Here is a 15311-nt window from a genome sequence, read left to right on the forward strand (position 1 = left end):
TCCCTTCAGAATAAAAAGACGCGACGATATCGTCCGCCAGCCTGTCGTCGTCTGCATTGGGGAGACGCGCCTGTGACCACGATCATCAGTAGCGGCAGCGTTCAATCCGGTCATGAAATCGCACCGGTGGGCAGCGGGCAAAGCCTGTTGGTCGAAGCGGGTGGGACAGCGATTTCCGCCAAGATTACTGCGGGGACCGAGGTGATCTCCGGCGTCGATAGTGGTGCCGTCGTGACGGAGCATGGTTTCCAGGTTCTGTCTTCCGGCGGCCTTGCGGTCGGTGGCTCTGTCAGCAGCGATGCCTGGCAGGTGATCCACCGCGGTGCGGAATCGCTCTCAACCACTATCGCAGGCGGCGGCTCTCAATTTGTGTCCTCCGGCGGCCTCGCATCGGCCGCGCATATCGCATCCGGCGGCGCGCAGATTTTGATCGACGAGGGTAGTGCGATCGACACGGTCATCGACCAGGGCGCCTATGAGGCAATCAATGGTAACTGGTCCGGGATGTCGACGACCACTGTTGCCAGTGGCAGCACCGTCCATAGCGGCGGGCTAATCGGTGTCGATACCTATGGAACGCTTGCAGATGTCAGCCTGCGCAGCGGTGGCGTTGTTCTTGTTCAATCGGGCGGCATCGTCAGTGGTGGTAGCATTGAGTCCGGTGGCTATCTGATTATGACACCCGGTGCCGTGGTCACCGACATGCCGGCCGGTGCGGCCATCGTCCAAAGCGGCATTGTTGTTATCCAGTCATTCTCGGACGTTGCGCTACAGTCATCGTCCCTCTCGCAAGACCTGGGCAGTGGCGTGGAAGAACTGGTGCTGCCCGGCGGGGTGGTCAGTGGCGGCACCCTGTCATCCGGCGCTGCACTGCATGTCTATTCCGGCGGCCTGACCAGCGATGTGACGCTCAGCGGCAGCTTTGAGGTGGTGAGCAGTGGCGGCATCGCCAGCGGCACGATCATTGATCAGGCCTCGGTCGAATATGTTTTCTCGGGCGGGTTCGCCTCTGGGACGGTCGTCGTGTCCGGCTTCGCCATCGTCGAAGCCGGCGGATCGGCGACGGGGGTGACGGTCAGCGCCGGCGGCAATCTGACCGTTGACGGGAGTTATAATGTCAGCTCCGTCGCTGGTGTCGTGACGGGCGCAACCATCCTTGATGGCGCGACGCTTTATGTGGGCTTCGTCGGCAGCGCCACGGATGTCACGGTGCAGAGCGGCGGCGCCGCCTATATCTTCGGGACGCTGTCGAGCGGCAGTCTGGAAAGCGGTGCTTACGCCATTGTCGAAAGTGCGGTGTCCAAGGTCGAGGCCAGCGGTGCCGCCGGCATTCTGGCGGATAGCGTCATCTCAGGCGCCGCCGTGGTGGTCGAATCTGGCGGCGTGCTGACCGGAGATAGGATCTCGGATGGCAGCGTCGTGCTGGTCGAAAGCGGAGGCAGCAGCGTCGATACGACAGTCTCAGCCGGCGGCACATTGATTCTTTTATCTGGCGCGGCCGTCAGCACGACAACTGCCTCGGGTGGTGCCATCATCACCTCAGGTGCCGTGGCCATAGCGGGGCCAAGCAGCGTGACGGTATCGATGGGGGTGGACTCTGCCGCCGTCGGCAGCGGCACGTCCGCCTATATCCTGTCCGGCGGCGTGGCGAGTGGGGTTGTGGTTCAGAACTACGGCTCGCTTGAGGTTCAGTCGGGTGGCACCGCCATCAATACGGTCCTGACCGCCGGCGGCGCGCTGGTGGTGGATTCCGGTGCCATAGTAAGCGGTGCCGTCACCTTCAGCGGCATCGAGGCCAGTATCGAATTCAGTGCCCTGTCGGCCGGTGAAATCCTGATCAGTGGCTTCGCGGCCAGCGACGCCCTGACCTTCGACATGATTTCCGGCGGATCGGCGGTACTCAGCATCATTTCCGGTCATGAGATTGAGATCGCGGGAACGGAGATGGGCGCGTCCGGTCTCGTGTCCGCCTTTGTCAGCCTCGACCCGTCGTCCAGCTATGTTGCCAGCGATTTTACGGTGACGAATACGACATCAGGGACGGCAGAGGTGACGTTCGCTCCGTCGCCGAAAGATGATGGATCATCTTTGGCATCGGCGGCGGTCGTGCCGGTGGATATCCCGCTTTACGTTCTTCCATATAATAGCGGCTACAAAGTCGGCATCGAAATCAGCCTTGATGGCGGCACAACCTACAAGATGTATGAATTCGATACCGGCGGCACGGGATTCTACGCCTCCTACAATCCCGCCTGGTGGTCTTCCTACACGCCTGTCAGTTCCGCACCCGCGATATTCTCCTATACCAGCGGCAATACCTATACGGCGTCGGTCGTCTCAACGAATCTGACCTTCCAGACGACTGGTGGAAATTCAATCTCTACCGCTGCCGATATCGGATTGATCTCCTCGGCGGAAAATCCCAACACTTTTACCAATCAGGCCTGGAATGCCGACCTGACGAATGTGACGACATCCACGGCACCGCTGGAGGATAATTTCTACGGCGATTTCGGCGTCGGCCTGGGTTCCGCTGAAGATGGCATCGAAAATGTTCTGGCCCAGCTTGGTTCGGGCCTGTCCGACGGTTTCATCATCACGGTCGGCACCAATGACAGTTCGGGGGAAGTTGGCAATCTGCAGGTCGGGCTGACCGCCGAGGATATCGCAAGCTACACGACGGTCGTTCTGATGCAGGGGGAAAACGCGCTCGATACTTTCGCCAATTCCGGGGAATCGACCTACCAGGAACTGCTGGCCGAAGGCATGTATATCATCAGCGGCTATGTCGAAAACAATATGACCCCGACCTCGACCCCGACCAGTGGAACCACCGATTACGTCTTCGATACCGGCGCGCCAGAGACCCAGATCCACATTGGAACGACCGTTCACACCAGCGGCACCTTGTCGGGGGCCATGCTTAGCGCGGGCGCCGCATCACCGAACGACAGTGGCTGGGTATTGAACGTCTCATCCGGCGGCTTTCAGGTTTCGGACGGCAACGCGATCGGCAATACCACCGGCTATATCAATACCGGTCTCAATGCCTTCTGGGGCGTGAGCGTGATGTTCGACATCGCCGACGGTATTCTTGGTTTCAAGCTCATGTGCTTTGCTGCCGGAACCGCCATCCGCACGCCCCGGGGTGACGTGGCTGTTGAAGCTCTGCGGGTCGGTGACCAGGTGCGGACAGTGACCGGGGAGGCAAGGCGGATTACCTGGATCGGCCATCGCGCTATCGATTGCAGGCGCCATCCCCAGCCGGACGCTGTTCTGCCGGTCTGTGTGGCGGCCCATGCTTTCGGTCGAGGCGTGCCGGAACGTGATCTTTACCTCTCGCCGGACCATGCCGTCTATCTCGACGGTGTTCTGATTCCGGTTAAATATTTCATCGACGGCCAAAATATCCGACAAGGAGTGCGAGCAAATTTAACGTATTATCATATCGAATTGTCGAGCCATGATGTCATCCTGGCGGAAGGCCTGCCGGTCGAGACCTATCTGGCGATGGATGATCGATCAAGCTTTGCCAATGGCGGCACGGTCGTGCAGGCATATCCGGTTTTCGCGCCACAGGCCGAGGATGCGCAGCTGCACTGGGACGCACGGGGCTATGCGCCGCTTGTGGTGACAGGGCCAAAGCTAGACGCGCTGCGTCGCGCGCTGGCCGAACGCGCAGCGCCATTATCCGGGCCGGTCAGTGTGGCGGCCCAGCCGCGCCGTTAACCGGCCGCCAGCATATCCTCGCGCGCGCGGGTTGCCAGAACATCGGCGCGTTCGTTCATGACATCGCCGGCATGGCCCCGCACCCAGCGCCAGTCGATTTCGTGCCGTTTGGCGGCATCCAGAATGCGCCGCCAGAGGTCCATATTCGCCACCGGGTCGCCGGCCGCATTGCGCCAGTTCTTGCGCACCCAGCCGGCATGCCAGCGGGTAATGCCGTTGCGCAGGTATTCGCTGTCGGTATTCAAGATGATGGTGCAAGGGCGCGTCAGCGCTTCCAATGCCTCGGCGGCCGCCGTCAGTTCCATGCGGTTATTGGTGGTCGTGCGATCTCCGCCCGACAATTCCTTCTCGGCCGCGCCGAAGCGCAGGATGGCGGCCCAGCCGCCGGGGCCGGGATTGGGCTTGCAGCCGCCGTCCGTCCAGATTTCCACGACCTGTCGCGGCTTCGTGGCTTCGCTTTCCGGCTGGATATCATCCGACATAGGCGGAGATTCCCTTGGCATGACTGTGGAAGCGCAGTTTGCGCAGATATTCGACAGGGTCTTTCGGCGTCACCAGGGCGCCTTCCGGCACGTAAAGCCAGTCGTATAAGCGTGTGAGCAGGAAGCGCAGTGCCGAACCCTGGGCCAAGACCGGCAGGGCGGTGATTTCAGCTTCCGACAGCGGCCGCACGGATTGATAAGCGCCGATCAGCGCCCTGCCCTTCGTCACGTTGAAGGCGCCGTCAGCCTCGAAACACCAGGCATTGAGGCAGATGGCGAGGTCATAGGCGAGCAGATCGGTCGCGGCGAAATAGAAGTCGATAAGGCCGGAAATCTGCCCGTCGAGGAAAAAGACATTGTCGGGGAAAAGATCGGCGTGAATCTGCCCGCGCGGCAGGCCTTCGGGCCAGGCTGCCAGCAGCTGATCCAGCGTCTTGGTCAATTCAGCACCCAATCCGGGCGTCACCTCATCGGCACGGCTAAGACTGCGTTCCAGCAGCGGGCGCCAGCCGGCGGGGCCAAGGGCGTTGATCCGCTCGGGCGCGTAACGCGCGCCGGCGGCATGGAGTTCGGCCAGGGCCTTGCCCAGCGGCGCGCAATGCGCCTGCTGCACGCGGCGCGGCCAGACGCCGGGCAGAAAAGTGGTGATGGCGGCATGGCGATCGGCCAGCAGCCGCAGGGCATTGCCGTCACGCGCCACCACGGGCTGCGGGCAATTCACGCCTTCGGTCGCCAGATGCTGCATGAGGCCGAGGAACCAGGGCAGGTCGTCCGGGTTCACGCGCTTTTCGTATAAGGTGAGGATGAAATCGCCCGTCGTGGTGCGCAGCATGTAATTGCTGTTCTCCACCCCTTCGGCGATGCCGCGAAAGGCAATGGCCTCCCCGATATCATAGTCGGAGAGGAAGGCGCGCAGCGCGTCGTCGGTCACTTCGGTATAGACGGCCATTCAGATCAACCCTGGAAAGACGCCTTTTCCTACGGATCTCCGCCCGCCCGCGCCAGAGGCAAACGTGCTGGCATCCAACAGAAAGGGCGAGGGCCGGTATAACCAGCCCTCGCCCTTTTCAGTGAGGCGCAGTCTTAACTTTGGGCTGCTTACGCGGCCTTGTTCTGGCGCGGACGACGGCCGGAGCCGGAACGCTTGCCACGGCGCTTCGGGCGATCCTGCCCGGGCGCACCGCCCGGATTGGCCGGGGCATGGGCACGCGGCGGACGCGGCGCGCGGGGGGCCTCGTCCTCCACAATGTCATGGAAAACGCCATCGGGCTGGTCGTTCGCGGCAACGGGGCCGGCGACCTTCATGATGACGCCCGTCAGGCGCTGAATATCCTTCAGGAAGCCGCGCTCGCTGGGGTCGCAGAAGGCGAAGGCGATGCCGCTGGCGCCGGCGCGGGCCGTGCGGCCGATGCGATGGACATAGCTTTCCGGCTCGTTCGGCAGTTCATAGTTCACGACATGGGTGATGCCGGTGACATGGATGCCGCGGGCCGCGAGGTCGGTCGCGACCAGCACGCGGGATTCGCCGGCCTTGAAGCGATCCAGAATGCGGGTGCGGGCATTCTGGCTCTTGTTGCCGTGAATGGCGTCGGAATTGATGCCGGATGCGGTCAGATGTTCGGCCACCTTGTCGGCACCGCGCTTCGTGCGGGTGAAGACGATGACGCGGGCCAGCGCCGGGTCACGCAGCAAGGTCACCAGCAGGCGCTTCTTGGCCGGGGCATCGGTGAAATAGACATGCTGCTCGATCTTGTCGGGCGTCGCCGTCTCGGCCTTGACCTGGACGGTTACCGGGTCGCGCAGCAGGCTGCTTGCCAGTTGGCCGATTTCCTTCGGCATGGTGGCCGAGAACAGCATCGACTGGCGCTTCTGCGGCAGGCGCGACAGGATCGTGCGGATGTCCTTGATGAAGCCGAGGTCGAGCATCTGGTCGCCTTCGTCGAGGACGAAATGGCTAACCTGCTCCAGCAGCAGTTCCTGCGTGTTCATCAGGTCGAGCAGGCGGCCCGGCGTGCCGATGACGATATCGGTGCCACGGCGCATGCGGTCGACCTGCGGGGAACGGCCGACGCCACCCAGGATAACCACGGTGCGGATGCCGGTGCCCTGGGAGAATTTCTTGATGCTGTCATTGATCTGCAGCGCCAGTTCACGCGTCGGCGCCAGGATCAGCGCACGAGTGCAGAAGGGGCGGACGCGGCGCGGATCGGCCAGCAGATGCTGGATGACGGGCAGGGCGAAGGCACCGGTCTTGCCGGTGCCGGTCTGGGCAAGGCCGAGCATGTCGCGGCCGGCCAGCAGCTGCGGGATAGCGCGGGCCTGAATGGGCGTCGGTGCCGTGAAATTCTGCGCCGCGAGCGCGGCCAGGATCTGCTCGCTGAGGCCGAGGCCAGCGAAGCTGTCGTTCGTCGTCTTAGGGGTATCGGTCACAATAGTCTCCACGCCGCCCTGGCATTCATATCCAGGCGGTTCGTGTTCAAGCTCCCCGCGCGATGCAGAGTGGAACAGGTTTGAAGAGGATTGCTCAGAAAAGGATGACCCGGATGCGCCCCACGTAAAAGGGCTGCAAGAACAGCTGGATCACCGTTCGCGCATCTCACGAACAATCATGTGCGGCTGGTACCGCAGTGCAGCACGAAGATCAACGTCTATTTGCTGGCACAGGGAAGGGATGCCGCAGCAGTATGGCTGAGGACGGCATCGGCCGTCATGGCATAGCAAGGGAATGGGTCATGAGCGAGAAAGTCGCCATCATCACGGCGGGCGGGTCCGGCATGGGCGCCGCTGCCGCGCGCCGACTGGCTGCGGATGGCTATCGGGTCGCCATTCTCTCGTCCTCCGGCAAGGGCGAGGCTTTGGCCCAGGAACTGGGCGGCGTCGGCGTCACGGGCTCCAACCAGTCTCAGGATGATCTGCGGCGGCTGGTGGACCTGACCATGGCGCGCTGGGGCCGGATCGATGCTTTGGTGAACTCGGCCGGCCACGGGCCGCGCGCCGATCTGCTCGATATCACGGACGCGCAATGGCATCTGGGAATGGACGTCTATCTTATGAGTGTGATCCGGCCGGTGCGGCTGGTCGCCCCCATCATGGCAGCGCAGGGCGCGGGCGGCATCGTTAATATCTCGACCGCCTGGGTGGCCGAGCCGACCGCCATGTTCCCGACGTCCGCCGTATTCCGGGCCGGATTGGCGGCCTTCACCAAGCTCTTCGCCGACCGCTACGCGGCCCAGAACCTCCGCATCAATAATGTCCTGCCCGGCTGGATCGACAGCCTGCCGGGGACGGAGGAACGGCGGGCCAGCGTGCCGATGCAGCGCTACGGCACGTCGGAAGAGGTGGCGGCGACCATCGCCTTCCTGCTGTCGGAGGGGGCCGGCTATATCACCGGCCAAAATCTCCGCATCGATGGCGGGCTGATGCGGTCCATCTGAGCGGGACGCGCGTCCGGCGCTTCAGGCGACGCCGATGAGGAGAAGCAGCAGCCCGGCCAGGCTGACCAGCCAGACCAGCGAGCGGACCATCGGCACGCCCGTGACATAGAGCGGCCAGTAGACGACGCGCGCCCAGAAATAGAGGTTGGCGCCGATCACGGTCAGGGCCGAATGCCGGTGCAGAACCGAGCCGGCCAGGACCAGGGCGGCGAAGAAGGGGAAGGTTTCCCTGAAGTTTTTGAAGGCGCGGATGACACGTCCGCCAATGCCTTCGATCGGTTTCTGGTCATCACGGGCGCTGCCGCCAAAAGTGACGCCGCGCGACAGGGTGACCGCGAAACCGGTCGCGAGGCATTGCAGCAGCCCGATGACCACGGACCAGAGCAGCAGGGACAGTTCAATCGTCATGCTCGGTTCCTATGCGCGATCCTGGGGAGAGGGTAGACTGGGTGATGCTCTTGGCAGATGGGAGCCGGCGGCAAAACCGCCAATGCGATTGAGGTAAAGAATGCGTTTTGCCGAGAGATGGCGCCGGACATCGGGCCTAATACCACGGGCTATCCTGACGGCGGCTTTGGTGCTGGCGGCTGTCACGCCGATCGTGGTTCTGGGCGCGGCCAGCGATCCGCTGGCGCTCTGGAAGATCGTCGACGGCAAATGCGTGGTCGATCAGAAAAATCTCGGCCATCCGGCGCCCTGTACAAGCGTCGACCTATCCGAAGGCTATGCGATCCTGAAGGATCTGGTCGGTAAGACGCAGTATTTGTTGATCCCGACGACGCGGATCACCGGTATCGAAAGCCCGGCTCTGTTACAGCCGGCGACGCCGAATTACTTCGCCGAGGCCTGGTCCCAGACGCCTCTGGTGACCGCGCGGCTGGGGCATTTTCTACCGCGCGTGGATCTAAGTCTTGCGATAAATTCCATCCATGGTCGATCGCAGGATCAGTTGCATATCCATATCGATTGTATCAGCGAGGCCACGCAGGCGGCATTGATGCGTCATATGAACGAGATCACTCCCGCCTGGACGCCATTCCCAGAGCCGTTGCATGGCCAGTCCTATGCGGTCATGCGCATCATGGGGGAAGAGCTGGGCAAAATCGATCCGTTTCAGTTGCTGGCAAGCGGCTTGCCCGGAGCCTCTCAGCAGATGGGCAATTACACGCTGGTTCTGGTGGGTGCCGAGTTTCCTGCCGCCGGCCCCGGCTTCATCCTGCTGGCAGGCAAAGCCGACCTGGCGCATGGTGATTTCGGCAGCGGCGAGGATTTGCAGGATCATGACTGTGCACTGGGGCATGTGCCTTAAGCATTTCGCATTTGCCTTGCCCGCATTATAACCTCGCGACGTGATTGCGATTTAGGCTGCCGTCTTGGGGAAAGATCCGCTCTTGGATTCGATCGTTTTGTCCGCGCCGGATCGACCGGATCAAGCCGCTATTGCCCGTGCGGCGGTCGATGGAGTCTGGTACCGCAGCGCCTATCCCGATGTCGCCTCGGCCGCCATCGATCCGGTAGATCATTACCTTGCCTTCGGCTGGCAGGAAGAGCGCTGGCCGAATCCGGCCTTTGATCCGTTCTTCTACTTGTCGCAATTGCCCAGCCGTCCTGCGGGCGATCCGCTGCTGCACTATCTGCACCATGGCGAGAGCGCCGGGCATCGCCCCATTTCCTGGTTCGATCAGGGCTGGTATCGGACCGCGCAGGCGGTGCCGGAGGGCGATTCCTGCCTTATCCATTATTTGAACGGCCGTCGCGGCGGCCGGCTGAGTCCCAACCGTCGCTTCGATCCGGTCTATTATGCGGCGCAGAACCCGGACGTGGCAGAGGCCGGGATCGACCTCTTCGAGCATTACCTCCATCGGGGACGCCAGGAAGGCCGCCTGCCGCGCGATGAGCGCGAGATCGTGCGTGAGAGTGGTCTCGTCGACGCCAACTATTATTATATCAACGGGCCGGATGTGCATCAGGCGGGGCTCGATGCCGTCGATCATTACGCGGCTGAAGGCTGGCGGGAGCATCGTCGCCCGAATCCCTATTTCGACGGCGTCTGGTATCGTCAGCGCTATAACCCGCCCCAGGATATGAGCCCGCTCTGCCATTATGTGCTTGAGGGGGAGGCTTTGGGCCATCGGCCGAGCCTTTATTTCGATCCGGCCTGGTATCGCAGCACCTATGGGCTGGACGCCGATCAGACCGCGCTGACGCACTACCTGGAACATCGCGCGACCCGGCGCTTCAGCCCTTTGCCCATTTTCGACATTGATTTTTACGTGAAGACCTACGCGGCCGATTTGGGACGGGCGCGCGATATTTTCGCGCATTACCTGGCGATCGGGGCGATGCGCGACTTCAACCCGGCCTCCTGGTTCAAGGCGGCGGAGTATCGGCAGCAGCATATGAACGGCCAACCGCCGCCGCCGGCCGCGACCGGAGAAGTCGCCCGCAATCCGCTGCTTCATTTCCTCTGCAGCTATATCCTGGCCGCCGCTCACTGAGCGCGCTTGGCCCTGGGGGCCGAGCGATGCTAGAGCCCCCGCCGTGATGACCCAATCCGCAGAACTCTCCCGCTCTGATCTGGACACGGCGCCCGACGCCGAAAGCCCCATCGTGATGGCCCTGCCGAAAGGGCGCATCCTGGGCGAATGCGTGCCGCTGTTCGGCCATATGGGCATCACCCTGCCGCAAGACCTGGTGGATGAGAGCGGGCGACGCCTGCGCTTCCCCACCAGCCATCCGGGGCTCGATATCGTGCGCGTGCGCTCCTTCGACGTCGCCACCTTCGTCGCCTTCGGCGCGGCCGAGATCGGCATCTGCGGCGCCGATGTGCTGATGGAATTCGACTATCCGGAAATCTACGCGCCGCTCGACCTCGGCATCGGCCGCTGCCGCGTCTCGGTCGCCGAGCCCGAGGAGACGGCGGGCAAGGATGACCCGTCGCGCTGGTCGCGCGTCCGCGTCGCCTCGAAATATCCCAATATCGCCCGCAAGCACTATGCCGCCCGTGGCATCCATGCCGAGGTCGTGCATCTCAGCGGGGCCATGGAACTGGCGCCCAAGGTCGGCCTATCGCGCCTCATCGTCGATCTGGTGCAGACGGGTTCGACGCTGAAAGCGAATGGCTTGGTGGAGACGGAGGTCATTGCCTCGGTCTCCAGCCGGCTGATCGTCAATCGCACCGCGCTGAAGACCCGCCCCGAGGTCATCGGCGCCTGGATTGCGCGCTTCCGCCAGGCTGTGGAACAGGGGCAGATCTGATGCAGCGCCTCTCGACCCGCAACGCCGGTTTCGCCGCCGATTTTGCGGCCTTGCTGGATCAGGCGCGGGAAACGACCGAGACGGTCGGGCCGCAGGTGGCCGCCATCATCGACGATGTCCGCAAGCGGGGTGACGCCGCTGTCTGCGACTATACCTCCCGCTTCGACCGCGTGAGCATGACGGCGGACCGGCTGGCAGTGACGCCGGCCGAGATCGCGGCGGCCAAAGCTGCAATCGCGCCGGATCTGATGGCGGCGCTGGATCTGGCGGCGACGCGGATCGAGGCGTTTCATCGCGCGCAGATGCCAGCCGATCTGGTGATGACGGATGCGGCCGGCTATCGGCTGGGCATGCGCTGGTCGGCGCTGGATGCGGTCGGCCTTTACGTACCCGGCGGCAAGGCCGCCTATCCGTCCTCGGTGCTGATGAACGCCATACCGGCCAAGGTTGCGGGTGTCGACCGGATTGCCATTTGCGTGCCGGCGCCGGACGGCGTGCTCAACCCCCTGGTTCTGGCGGCGGCAGACCGCGCGGGCGTCACAGAAATCTATCGCGTCGGCGGCGCGCAGGCGGTGGCGGCGCTGGCCTATGGCACCGCGACCATTCCGGCCGTCGACCGCATCGTCGGTCCTGGCAATGCCTATGTGGCGGAAGCGAAGCGGCAGGTCTTCGGCCGGGTGGGCATTGACGGTATCGCCGGTCCCTCGGAAGTCGTCGTCGTCGCCGATGCCGCCAATGACCCGGCCCATGTGGCGATGGACCTGCTGGCCCAGGCGGAACACGATGAATCGGCCCAGAGCATTCTGATCACCGATGACGCGGCTTTCGCCGATGCCGTGGCGGCGGCGGTGACGGAAGCGTTGAAAACCCTGCCGCGCGCCGCCATCGCCCAGGCGAGCTGGGACAGGCATGGCGCCATTCTGCTGGTTGCCGACTGGTCGGAAGCCGCAAGCCTGGTCAACCGCCTGGCCCCCGAACATCTACAAGTGATGCTGGCGGGGCCTCAGCACTTTTTTGCCCAGGTGCGGCACGCGGGGGCGGCCTTCCTCGGCCGCTTCGTGCCGGAAGCTGTGGGCGATTACGTGGCCGGGCCGAACCATGTTCTGCCGACCGGACGCACGGCGCGCTTCGCCTCGGGCCTGTCCGTCTTCGATTTCATCAAGCGCACGACCTGGGTCGAGGGCGATGCGGCGGCGCTGGCGGCCGTCGGGCCGGCCGCGGTGCGTCTGGCCGAGACCGAAGGGTTGACGGCCCATGCGCAGTCAATCGCCATGCGGCTTCAGGATTAAAGCAAACGTTAAAAACGCCATTCTTAATGGCGCAAAATGTTTCTATTAAGATATAAAAAAGAACTTCTCACTATAGATCTCCCCATCGGCGCTTTGGGGGTATCATGTCTGGCACGATTTCGACGGCGATTACGCAAAGCGTGACGCTGACCGTCAGTCCGACATCGGTGACATCGACGGGCTCCGTCGAGACGATTTCGGGCGACGCCATCATTGGTCCAGCGGATACTATAGCGGTTTCGGGATGGTCCATCGTCAACGCAGGTACAGTGGCTGCATCCGGCCCGAGCGCCAATGGTATCGACCTTGCGGCGGCGGGCAGCATTGGCAATAGCGGCGTCATCGCCGGCTACAACAACGGCATCCAGATCACCGGCGGCAAAGGCAGCGTCACCAATAGCGGCACGATCGATTCCAGCCCGACTAAGATCGCTCCCGGATCACCCAATAACCTTTACGATGGCATTTATTTCGGTGCCGGCGGCAGTGTCACCAATCTGGATGCCGGCACGATCTTTGGCGCTATCGGCGGCGTCGACATCGCGGGTGGCGCCGGCACCGTCAATAATTCCGGCCTGATCGAAACGACGACATTGCAGGGCAATGGCGTGGCGCTGGAAAATGGCGGCACCGTCATCAATGCCGGCACAACCGGAATCTATGGCGATTTTTCGGGTGTTTCCGTCTATGGCGCGGCCGGAATCGTCACCAATAGCGCGATGATCGATGCTGTCGGCCTCAACGGCTATGGCATCTATCTGGCGGCCGGCGGCACAGTGACGAATATGGCCAGTGGCTCGGTCATCGGATCCTATGACGGTATCGTCACGGCGGGCGCTGCGGCGACCGTCAGCAATGCCGGCTATGTCTATGGCAGCGATGTCGGCGTTTATTTGCAGGCCGGCGGCCGTATTACCAATCTTGCCGGTGCGACGATCGAATCTGTGTCGGTCGGCGTCATGGTCAATGGTGGAGGCACCGTCATCAATGCCGGCACCATCGATGCTGGCGCCGCCGGGACGGCGGTGGCTTTCGCGGATGGTGTCGCCAATGATCTGGTTGTGCAGAGCGGCGCCGTTTTCGTGGGCCAAGTTATTGGCGGTGGTAGCGGCAGTCGGCTGGAACTGGGGGCCGAGACATCCGGCACGACCGGCACTTTGAGCGGCATTGGCGGCCAGATCACGGCCTTCAATACCATTACCTTCGACAATGGCGATGCCTGGCAGGTGGCCGGTACTTTCGCCGGTTTTGGCGGTGAGACCGTTACCGGCTTCACATCCGGCGACAGCATCCTCCTCACCGGCGTGACGGGAGTTTCATCGAGTATCAACGGATCGGCCCTGTCGCTGACCAGCGGCGGGACGACGGAAAATCTGACCTTCACGGCGCTCGAAGCCGGGACTTTGCATGTGCAGACGGTCGGGACGGATACGGTGGTGACGCTGGTGCCCTGTTTCGTCGCAGGCACCTGGATCGCGACGCCGCGCGGGGACGTTCCGGTGGAGGTTTTGCAGATCGGTGATGAGGTGCTGACCGCTGCGGGCGAGGTTCTTCCCATCGTCTGGACAGGCAAAACCGTGGTCGATTGCCTGGGACATGAAACGCCCGATGCCGTGCGGCCAGTGTGCATCAGGGCGGATGCCTTCGGTCCCCGTGCGCCGCATCGGAACCTGTATCTCTCCCCGGACCATGCCGTGCTGGCCGAGGATGTGCTGATCCCGATCAAATATCTGCTGAATGGGTCAAGCGTCATGCAGGTGGGGCGAACAGAGGTGAGCTATCATCATATTGAGCTGGCCCATCACGATGTGGTTCTGGCCAATGGGCTGGCGACGGAAACCTATCTTGATATCGGGGATCGCGGGGCGCTGGGTCTTGGCCGCAACCTGGTCGCCGAGGATGCGCCGAGAGACGTGCAGTTCCTGCGGGATGCCTTGGCCTGTGCGCCGATCCGCGTGACGGGGCCGGCGGTCGAGAGGGTGCGGCGGTTGCTGGCGGACCGGGCGCAGGCCCCGCATCAGACGCGCGCAGCGTAAGGATTGCGTAACGGGGGATTGAACGTCCAAGCTTCTCCGCATCAGGGGAGACGTGGGGATGACATCCACCAACGAAGCCGCCGGTCTGGAGGCGAAGCGCGACGGCCGGGCCGGGCGGCTTCTGCTGCGACGCCCGCAGGCCCTCAACGCGCTTGACCTATCCATGGTGCGGGCGCTGCACGGGCAGCTGCGTCTTTGGCAGGATGACCCGGATATCGAGATCGTCGTTCTGGAGGGGGAGGGCAGGGCCTTCTGCGCCGGGGGCGATGTTCGCCGCGTGCGCGCCGATATTCTGGCCGGGGCCGGTGACGCGGCCGATACCTTCTTCACCGAGGAATATGCGCTGAACGCGGCCATCGCGCATTTCCCCAAACCCTATGTCAGCCTGATCCAGGGCGCCTGCATGGGCGGCGGCCTAGGCATTTCCATCCATGGCTCCGACCGCGTCCTGACCGAGACGGCCCTGCTCGCCATGCCGGAAACGGCGATCGGCTTCGCCCCGGATATCGGCGCCAGCTATTTTCTGCCACGCCTGCCCGGCGCGCTGGGTTTTTATCTCGGCCTGACCGGAACACGGCTGGCGGGGGCCGATGCGGTTCATGCTGGGCTCGGCACCGCCTTCGTGCCGTCCGACCGCCTCACAGAGCTTGGCGATGCGCTGGCAAAGGACGGACGGGGTGCCATTTCACAGTTCGCTGTCGCTTTGCCGCTCTATTCCCTGGCGCCTCTGCTGCCGGCGATTGACGCATGTTTTTCCGCCGAGAGCGTGCCGGCCATTCTGGCGCGGCTGGCGGCCATGGACAGCGACTGGGCGCGCGCGGCGCTGGCCGAACTCAACCGCCACTCACCCTCCGCCTTGTGCTGGAGCCTGACGGCTTTGAAGGCGGGGGCGCGGCTGGACTTGGACAGCGCGCTCGCGGCCGAGTTGCGGCTGGCACAGCGCCTGATCCGGCTGCCCGATTTCGCGGAAGGCGTGCGCGCCATGCTGGTCGACAAGGATCGCAAGCCGCGCTGGCAGCCGGCCCGGCTGGAGGATGTCGACCCGCGCCTGATCCGGGATCTGTTTCGTCCCTGACCGGCAAT

Annotated in this window: 12 protein-coding genes; 8 read left to right on the forward strand and 4 right to left on the reverse strand. The window is 63.4% G+C overall.

The annotated features are described in order from the left end of the window. Window positions 1–72 precede the first annotated feature (72 nt). Window positions 73–3729, forward strand: a complete 3657-nt coding sequence (locus ASILVAE211_RS09685) for a Hint domain-containing protein (protein WP_227321093.1) — start codon at window positions 73–75, stop codon at window positions 3727–3729. Here ASILVAE211_RS09685 and rnhA read toward each other — a convergent pair. The 3 genes from rnhA to ASILVAE211_RS09700 all read right to left on the reverse strand — a co-directional run bounded on the left by rnhA (window position 3726) and on the right by ASILVAE211_RS09700 (window position 6641). Beyond that, on the reverse strand, window positions 3726–4211 hold the full coding sequence (gene rnhA, locus ASILVAE211_RS09690) for a ribonuclease HI (RefSeq protein ID WP_227321094.1): 486 nt from the start codon (window positions 4209–4211) through the stop codon (window positions 3726–3728). The two genes, ASILVAE211_RS09685 and rnhA, sit on opposite strands and share 4 nt — an antisense overlap. After that, window positions 4201–5160, reverse strand: a complete 960-nt coding sequence (locus tag ASILVAE211_RS09695; RefSeq protein ID WP_227321095.1) for a homoserine kinase — start codon at window positions 5158–5160, stop codon at window positions 4201–4203. Before ASILVAE211_RS09695 ends, rnhA begins: the two co-directional genes overlap by 11 nt. 149 nt (window positions 5161–5309) lie before the next feature. Beyond that, window positions 5310–6641 carry a DEAD/DEAH box helicase gene (locus tag ASILVAE211_RS09700; protein ID WP_227321096.1) on the reverse strand — a complete coding sequence of 444 codons (1332 nt, stop codon included), beginning with the start codon at window positions 6639–6641 and terminating at the stop codon, window positions 5310–5312. A 302-nt stretch (window positions 6642–6943) separates the two neighbouring features. Between ASILVAE211_RS09700 and ASILVAE211_RS09705 the strand changes: the two genes are divergently transcribed. Next, window positions 6944–7645, forward strand: a complete 702-nt coding sequence (locus ASILVAE211_RS09705) for an SDR family oxidoreductase (protein ID WP_227321097.1) — start codon at window positions 6944–6946, stop codon at window positions 7643–7645. 21 nt (window positions 7646–7666) lie between these two features. Here the strand turns inward: ASILVAE211_RS09705 and ASILVAE211_RS09710 are convergent, their stop codons facing one another. Beyond that, on the reverse strand, window positions 7667–8053 hold the full coding sequence (locus tag ASILVAE211_RS09710) for an MAPEG family protein (protein ID WP_227321098.1): 387 nt from the start codon (window positions 8051–8053) through the stop codon (window positions 7667–7669). 100 nt (window positions 8054–8153) lie between these two features. Between ASILVAE211_RS09710 and ASILVAE211_RS09715 the strand changes: the two genes are divergently transcribed. The 6 genes from ASILVAE211_RS09715 to ASILVAE211_RS09740 all read left to right on the forward strand — a co-directional run bounded on the left by ASILVAE211_RS09715 (window position 8154) and on the right by ASILVAE211_RS09740 (window position 15303). Continuing rightward, window positions 8154–8954 (forward strand): CDP-diacylglycerol diphosphatase, encoded by an 801-nt coding sequence (locus ASILVAE211_RS09715; protein WP_227321099.1) that lies wholly within the window; start codon window positions 8154–8156, stop codon window positions 8952–8954. Between the two features lie 82 nt (window positions 8955–9036). Then, window positions 9037–10143 carry a hypothetical protein gene (locus ASILVAE211_RS09720; RefSeq protein WP_227321100.1) on the forward strand — a complete coding sequence of 369 codons (1107 nt, stop codon included), beginning with the start codon at window positions 9037–9039 and terminating at the stop codon, window positions 10141–10143. A gap of 46 nt (window positions 10144–10189) precedes the next feature. Next, window positions 10190–10903 carry an ATP phosphoribosyltransferase gene (hisG, locus tag ASILVAE211_RS09725; RefSeq protein ID WP_406566039.1) on the forward strand — a complete coding sequence of 238 codons (714 nt, stop codon included), beginning with the start codon at window positions 10190–10192 and terminating at the stop codon, window positions 10901–10903. After that, a complete protein-coding gene (gene hisD / locus ASILVAE211_RS09730) occupies window positions 10903–12192 on the forward strand; it encodes a histidinol dehydrogenase (RefSeq protein WP_227321101.1) in 1290 nt (429 codons plus the stop codon). The genes hisG and hisD overlap by 1 nt, the downstream gene beginning before the upstream one ends. A 104-nt stretch (window positions 12193–12296) precedes the next feature. Next, window positions 12297–14228, forward strand: a complete 1932-nt coding sequence (locus tag ASILVAE211_RS09735; RefSeq protein ID WP_227321102.1) for a Hint domain-containing protein — start codon at window positions 12297–12299, stop codon at window positions 14226–14228. A 58-nt stretch (window positions 14229–14286) separates the two neighbouring features. After that, window positions 14287–15303 carry an enoyl-CoA hydratase/isomerase family protein gene (locus tag ASILVAE211_RS09740; protein ID WP_227321103.1) on the forward strand — a complete coding sequence of 339 codons (1017 nt, stop codon included), beginning with the start codon at window positions 14287–14289 and terminating at the stop codon, window positions 15301–15303. Window positions 15304–15311: the final 8 nt, after the last annotated feature.

The sequence above is a fragment of the Acidisoma silvae genome, from assembly GCF_020618775.1.
In the GTDB taxonomy this organism is placed as follows: domain Bacteria; phylum Pseudomonadota; class Alphaproteobacteria; order Acetobacterales; family Acetobacteraceae; genus Acidisoma; species Acidisoma silvae.

Bases quoted from the DNA above. Each gene is read 5' to 3' on its own strand.
- rnhA (WP_227321094.1), bottom strand. From the start codon at position 4,211: ATGTCGGATGATATCCAGCCGGAAAGCGAAGCCACGAAGCCGCGACAG.
- ASILVAE211_RS09695 (WP_227321095.1), bottom strand. From the start codon at position 5,160: ATGGCCGTCTATACCGAAGTGACCGACGACGCGCTGCGCGCCTTCCTC.
- ASILVAE211_RS09705 (WP_227321097.1), top strand. From the start codon at position 6,944: ATGAGCGAGAAAGTCGCCATCATCACGGCGGGCGGGTCCGGCATGGGC.
- ASILVAE211_RS09710 (WP_227321098.1), bottom strand. From the start codon at position 8,053: ATGACGATTGAACTGTCCCTGCTGCTCTGGTCCGTGGTCATCGGGCTG.
- ASILVAE211_RS09715 (WP_227321099.1), top strand. From the start codon at position 8,154: ATGCGTTTTGCCGAGAGATGGCGCCGGACATCGGGCCTAATACCACGG.
- hisG (WP_406566039.1), top strand. From the start codon at position 10,190: ATGACCCAATCCGCAGAACTCTCCCGCTCTGATCTGGACACGGCGCCC.
- hisD (WP_227321101.1), top strand. From the start codon at position 10,903: ATGCAGCGCCTCTCGACCCGCAACGCCGGTTTCGCCGCCGATTTTGCG.
- ASILVAE211_RS09735 (WP_227321102.1), top strand. From the start codon at position 12,297: ATGTCTGGCACGATTTCGACGGCGATTACGCAAAGCGTGACGCTGACC.
- ASILVAE211_RS09740 (WP_227321103.1), top strand. From the start codon at position 14,287: ATGACATCCACCAACGAAGCCGCCGGTCTGGAGGCGAAGCGCGACGGC.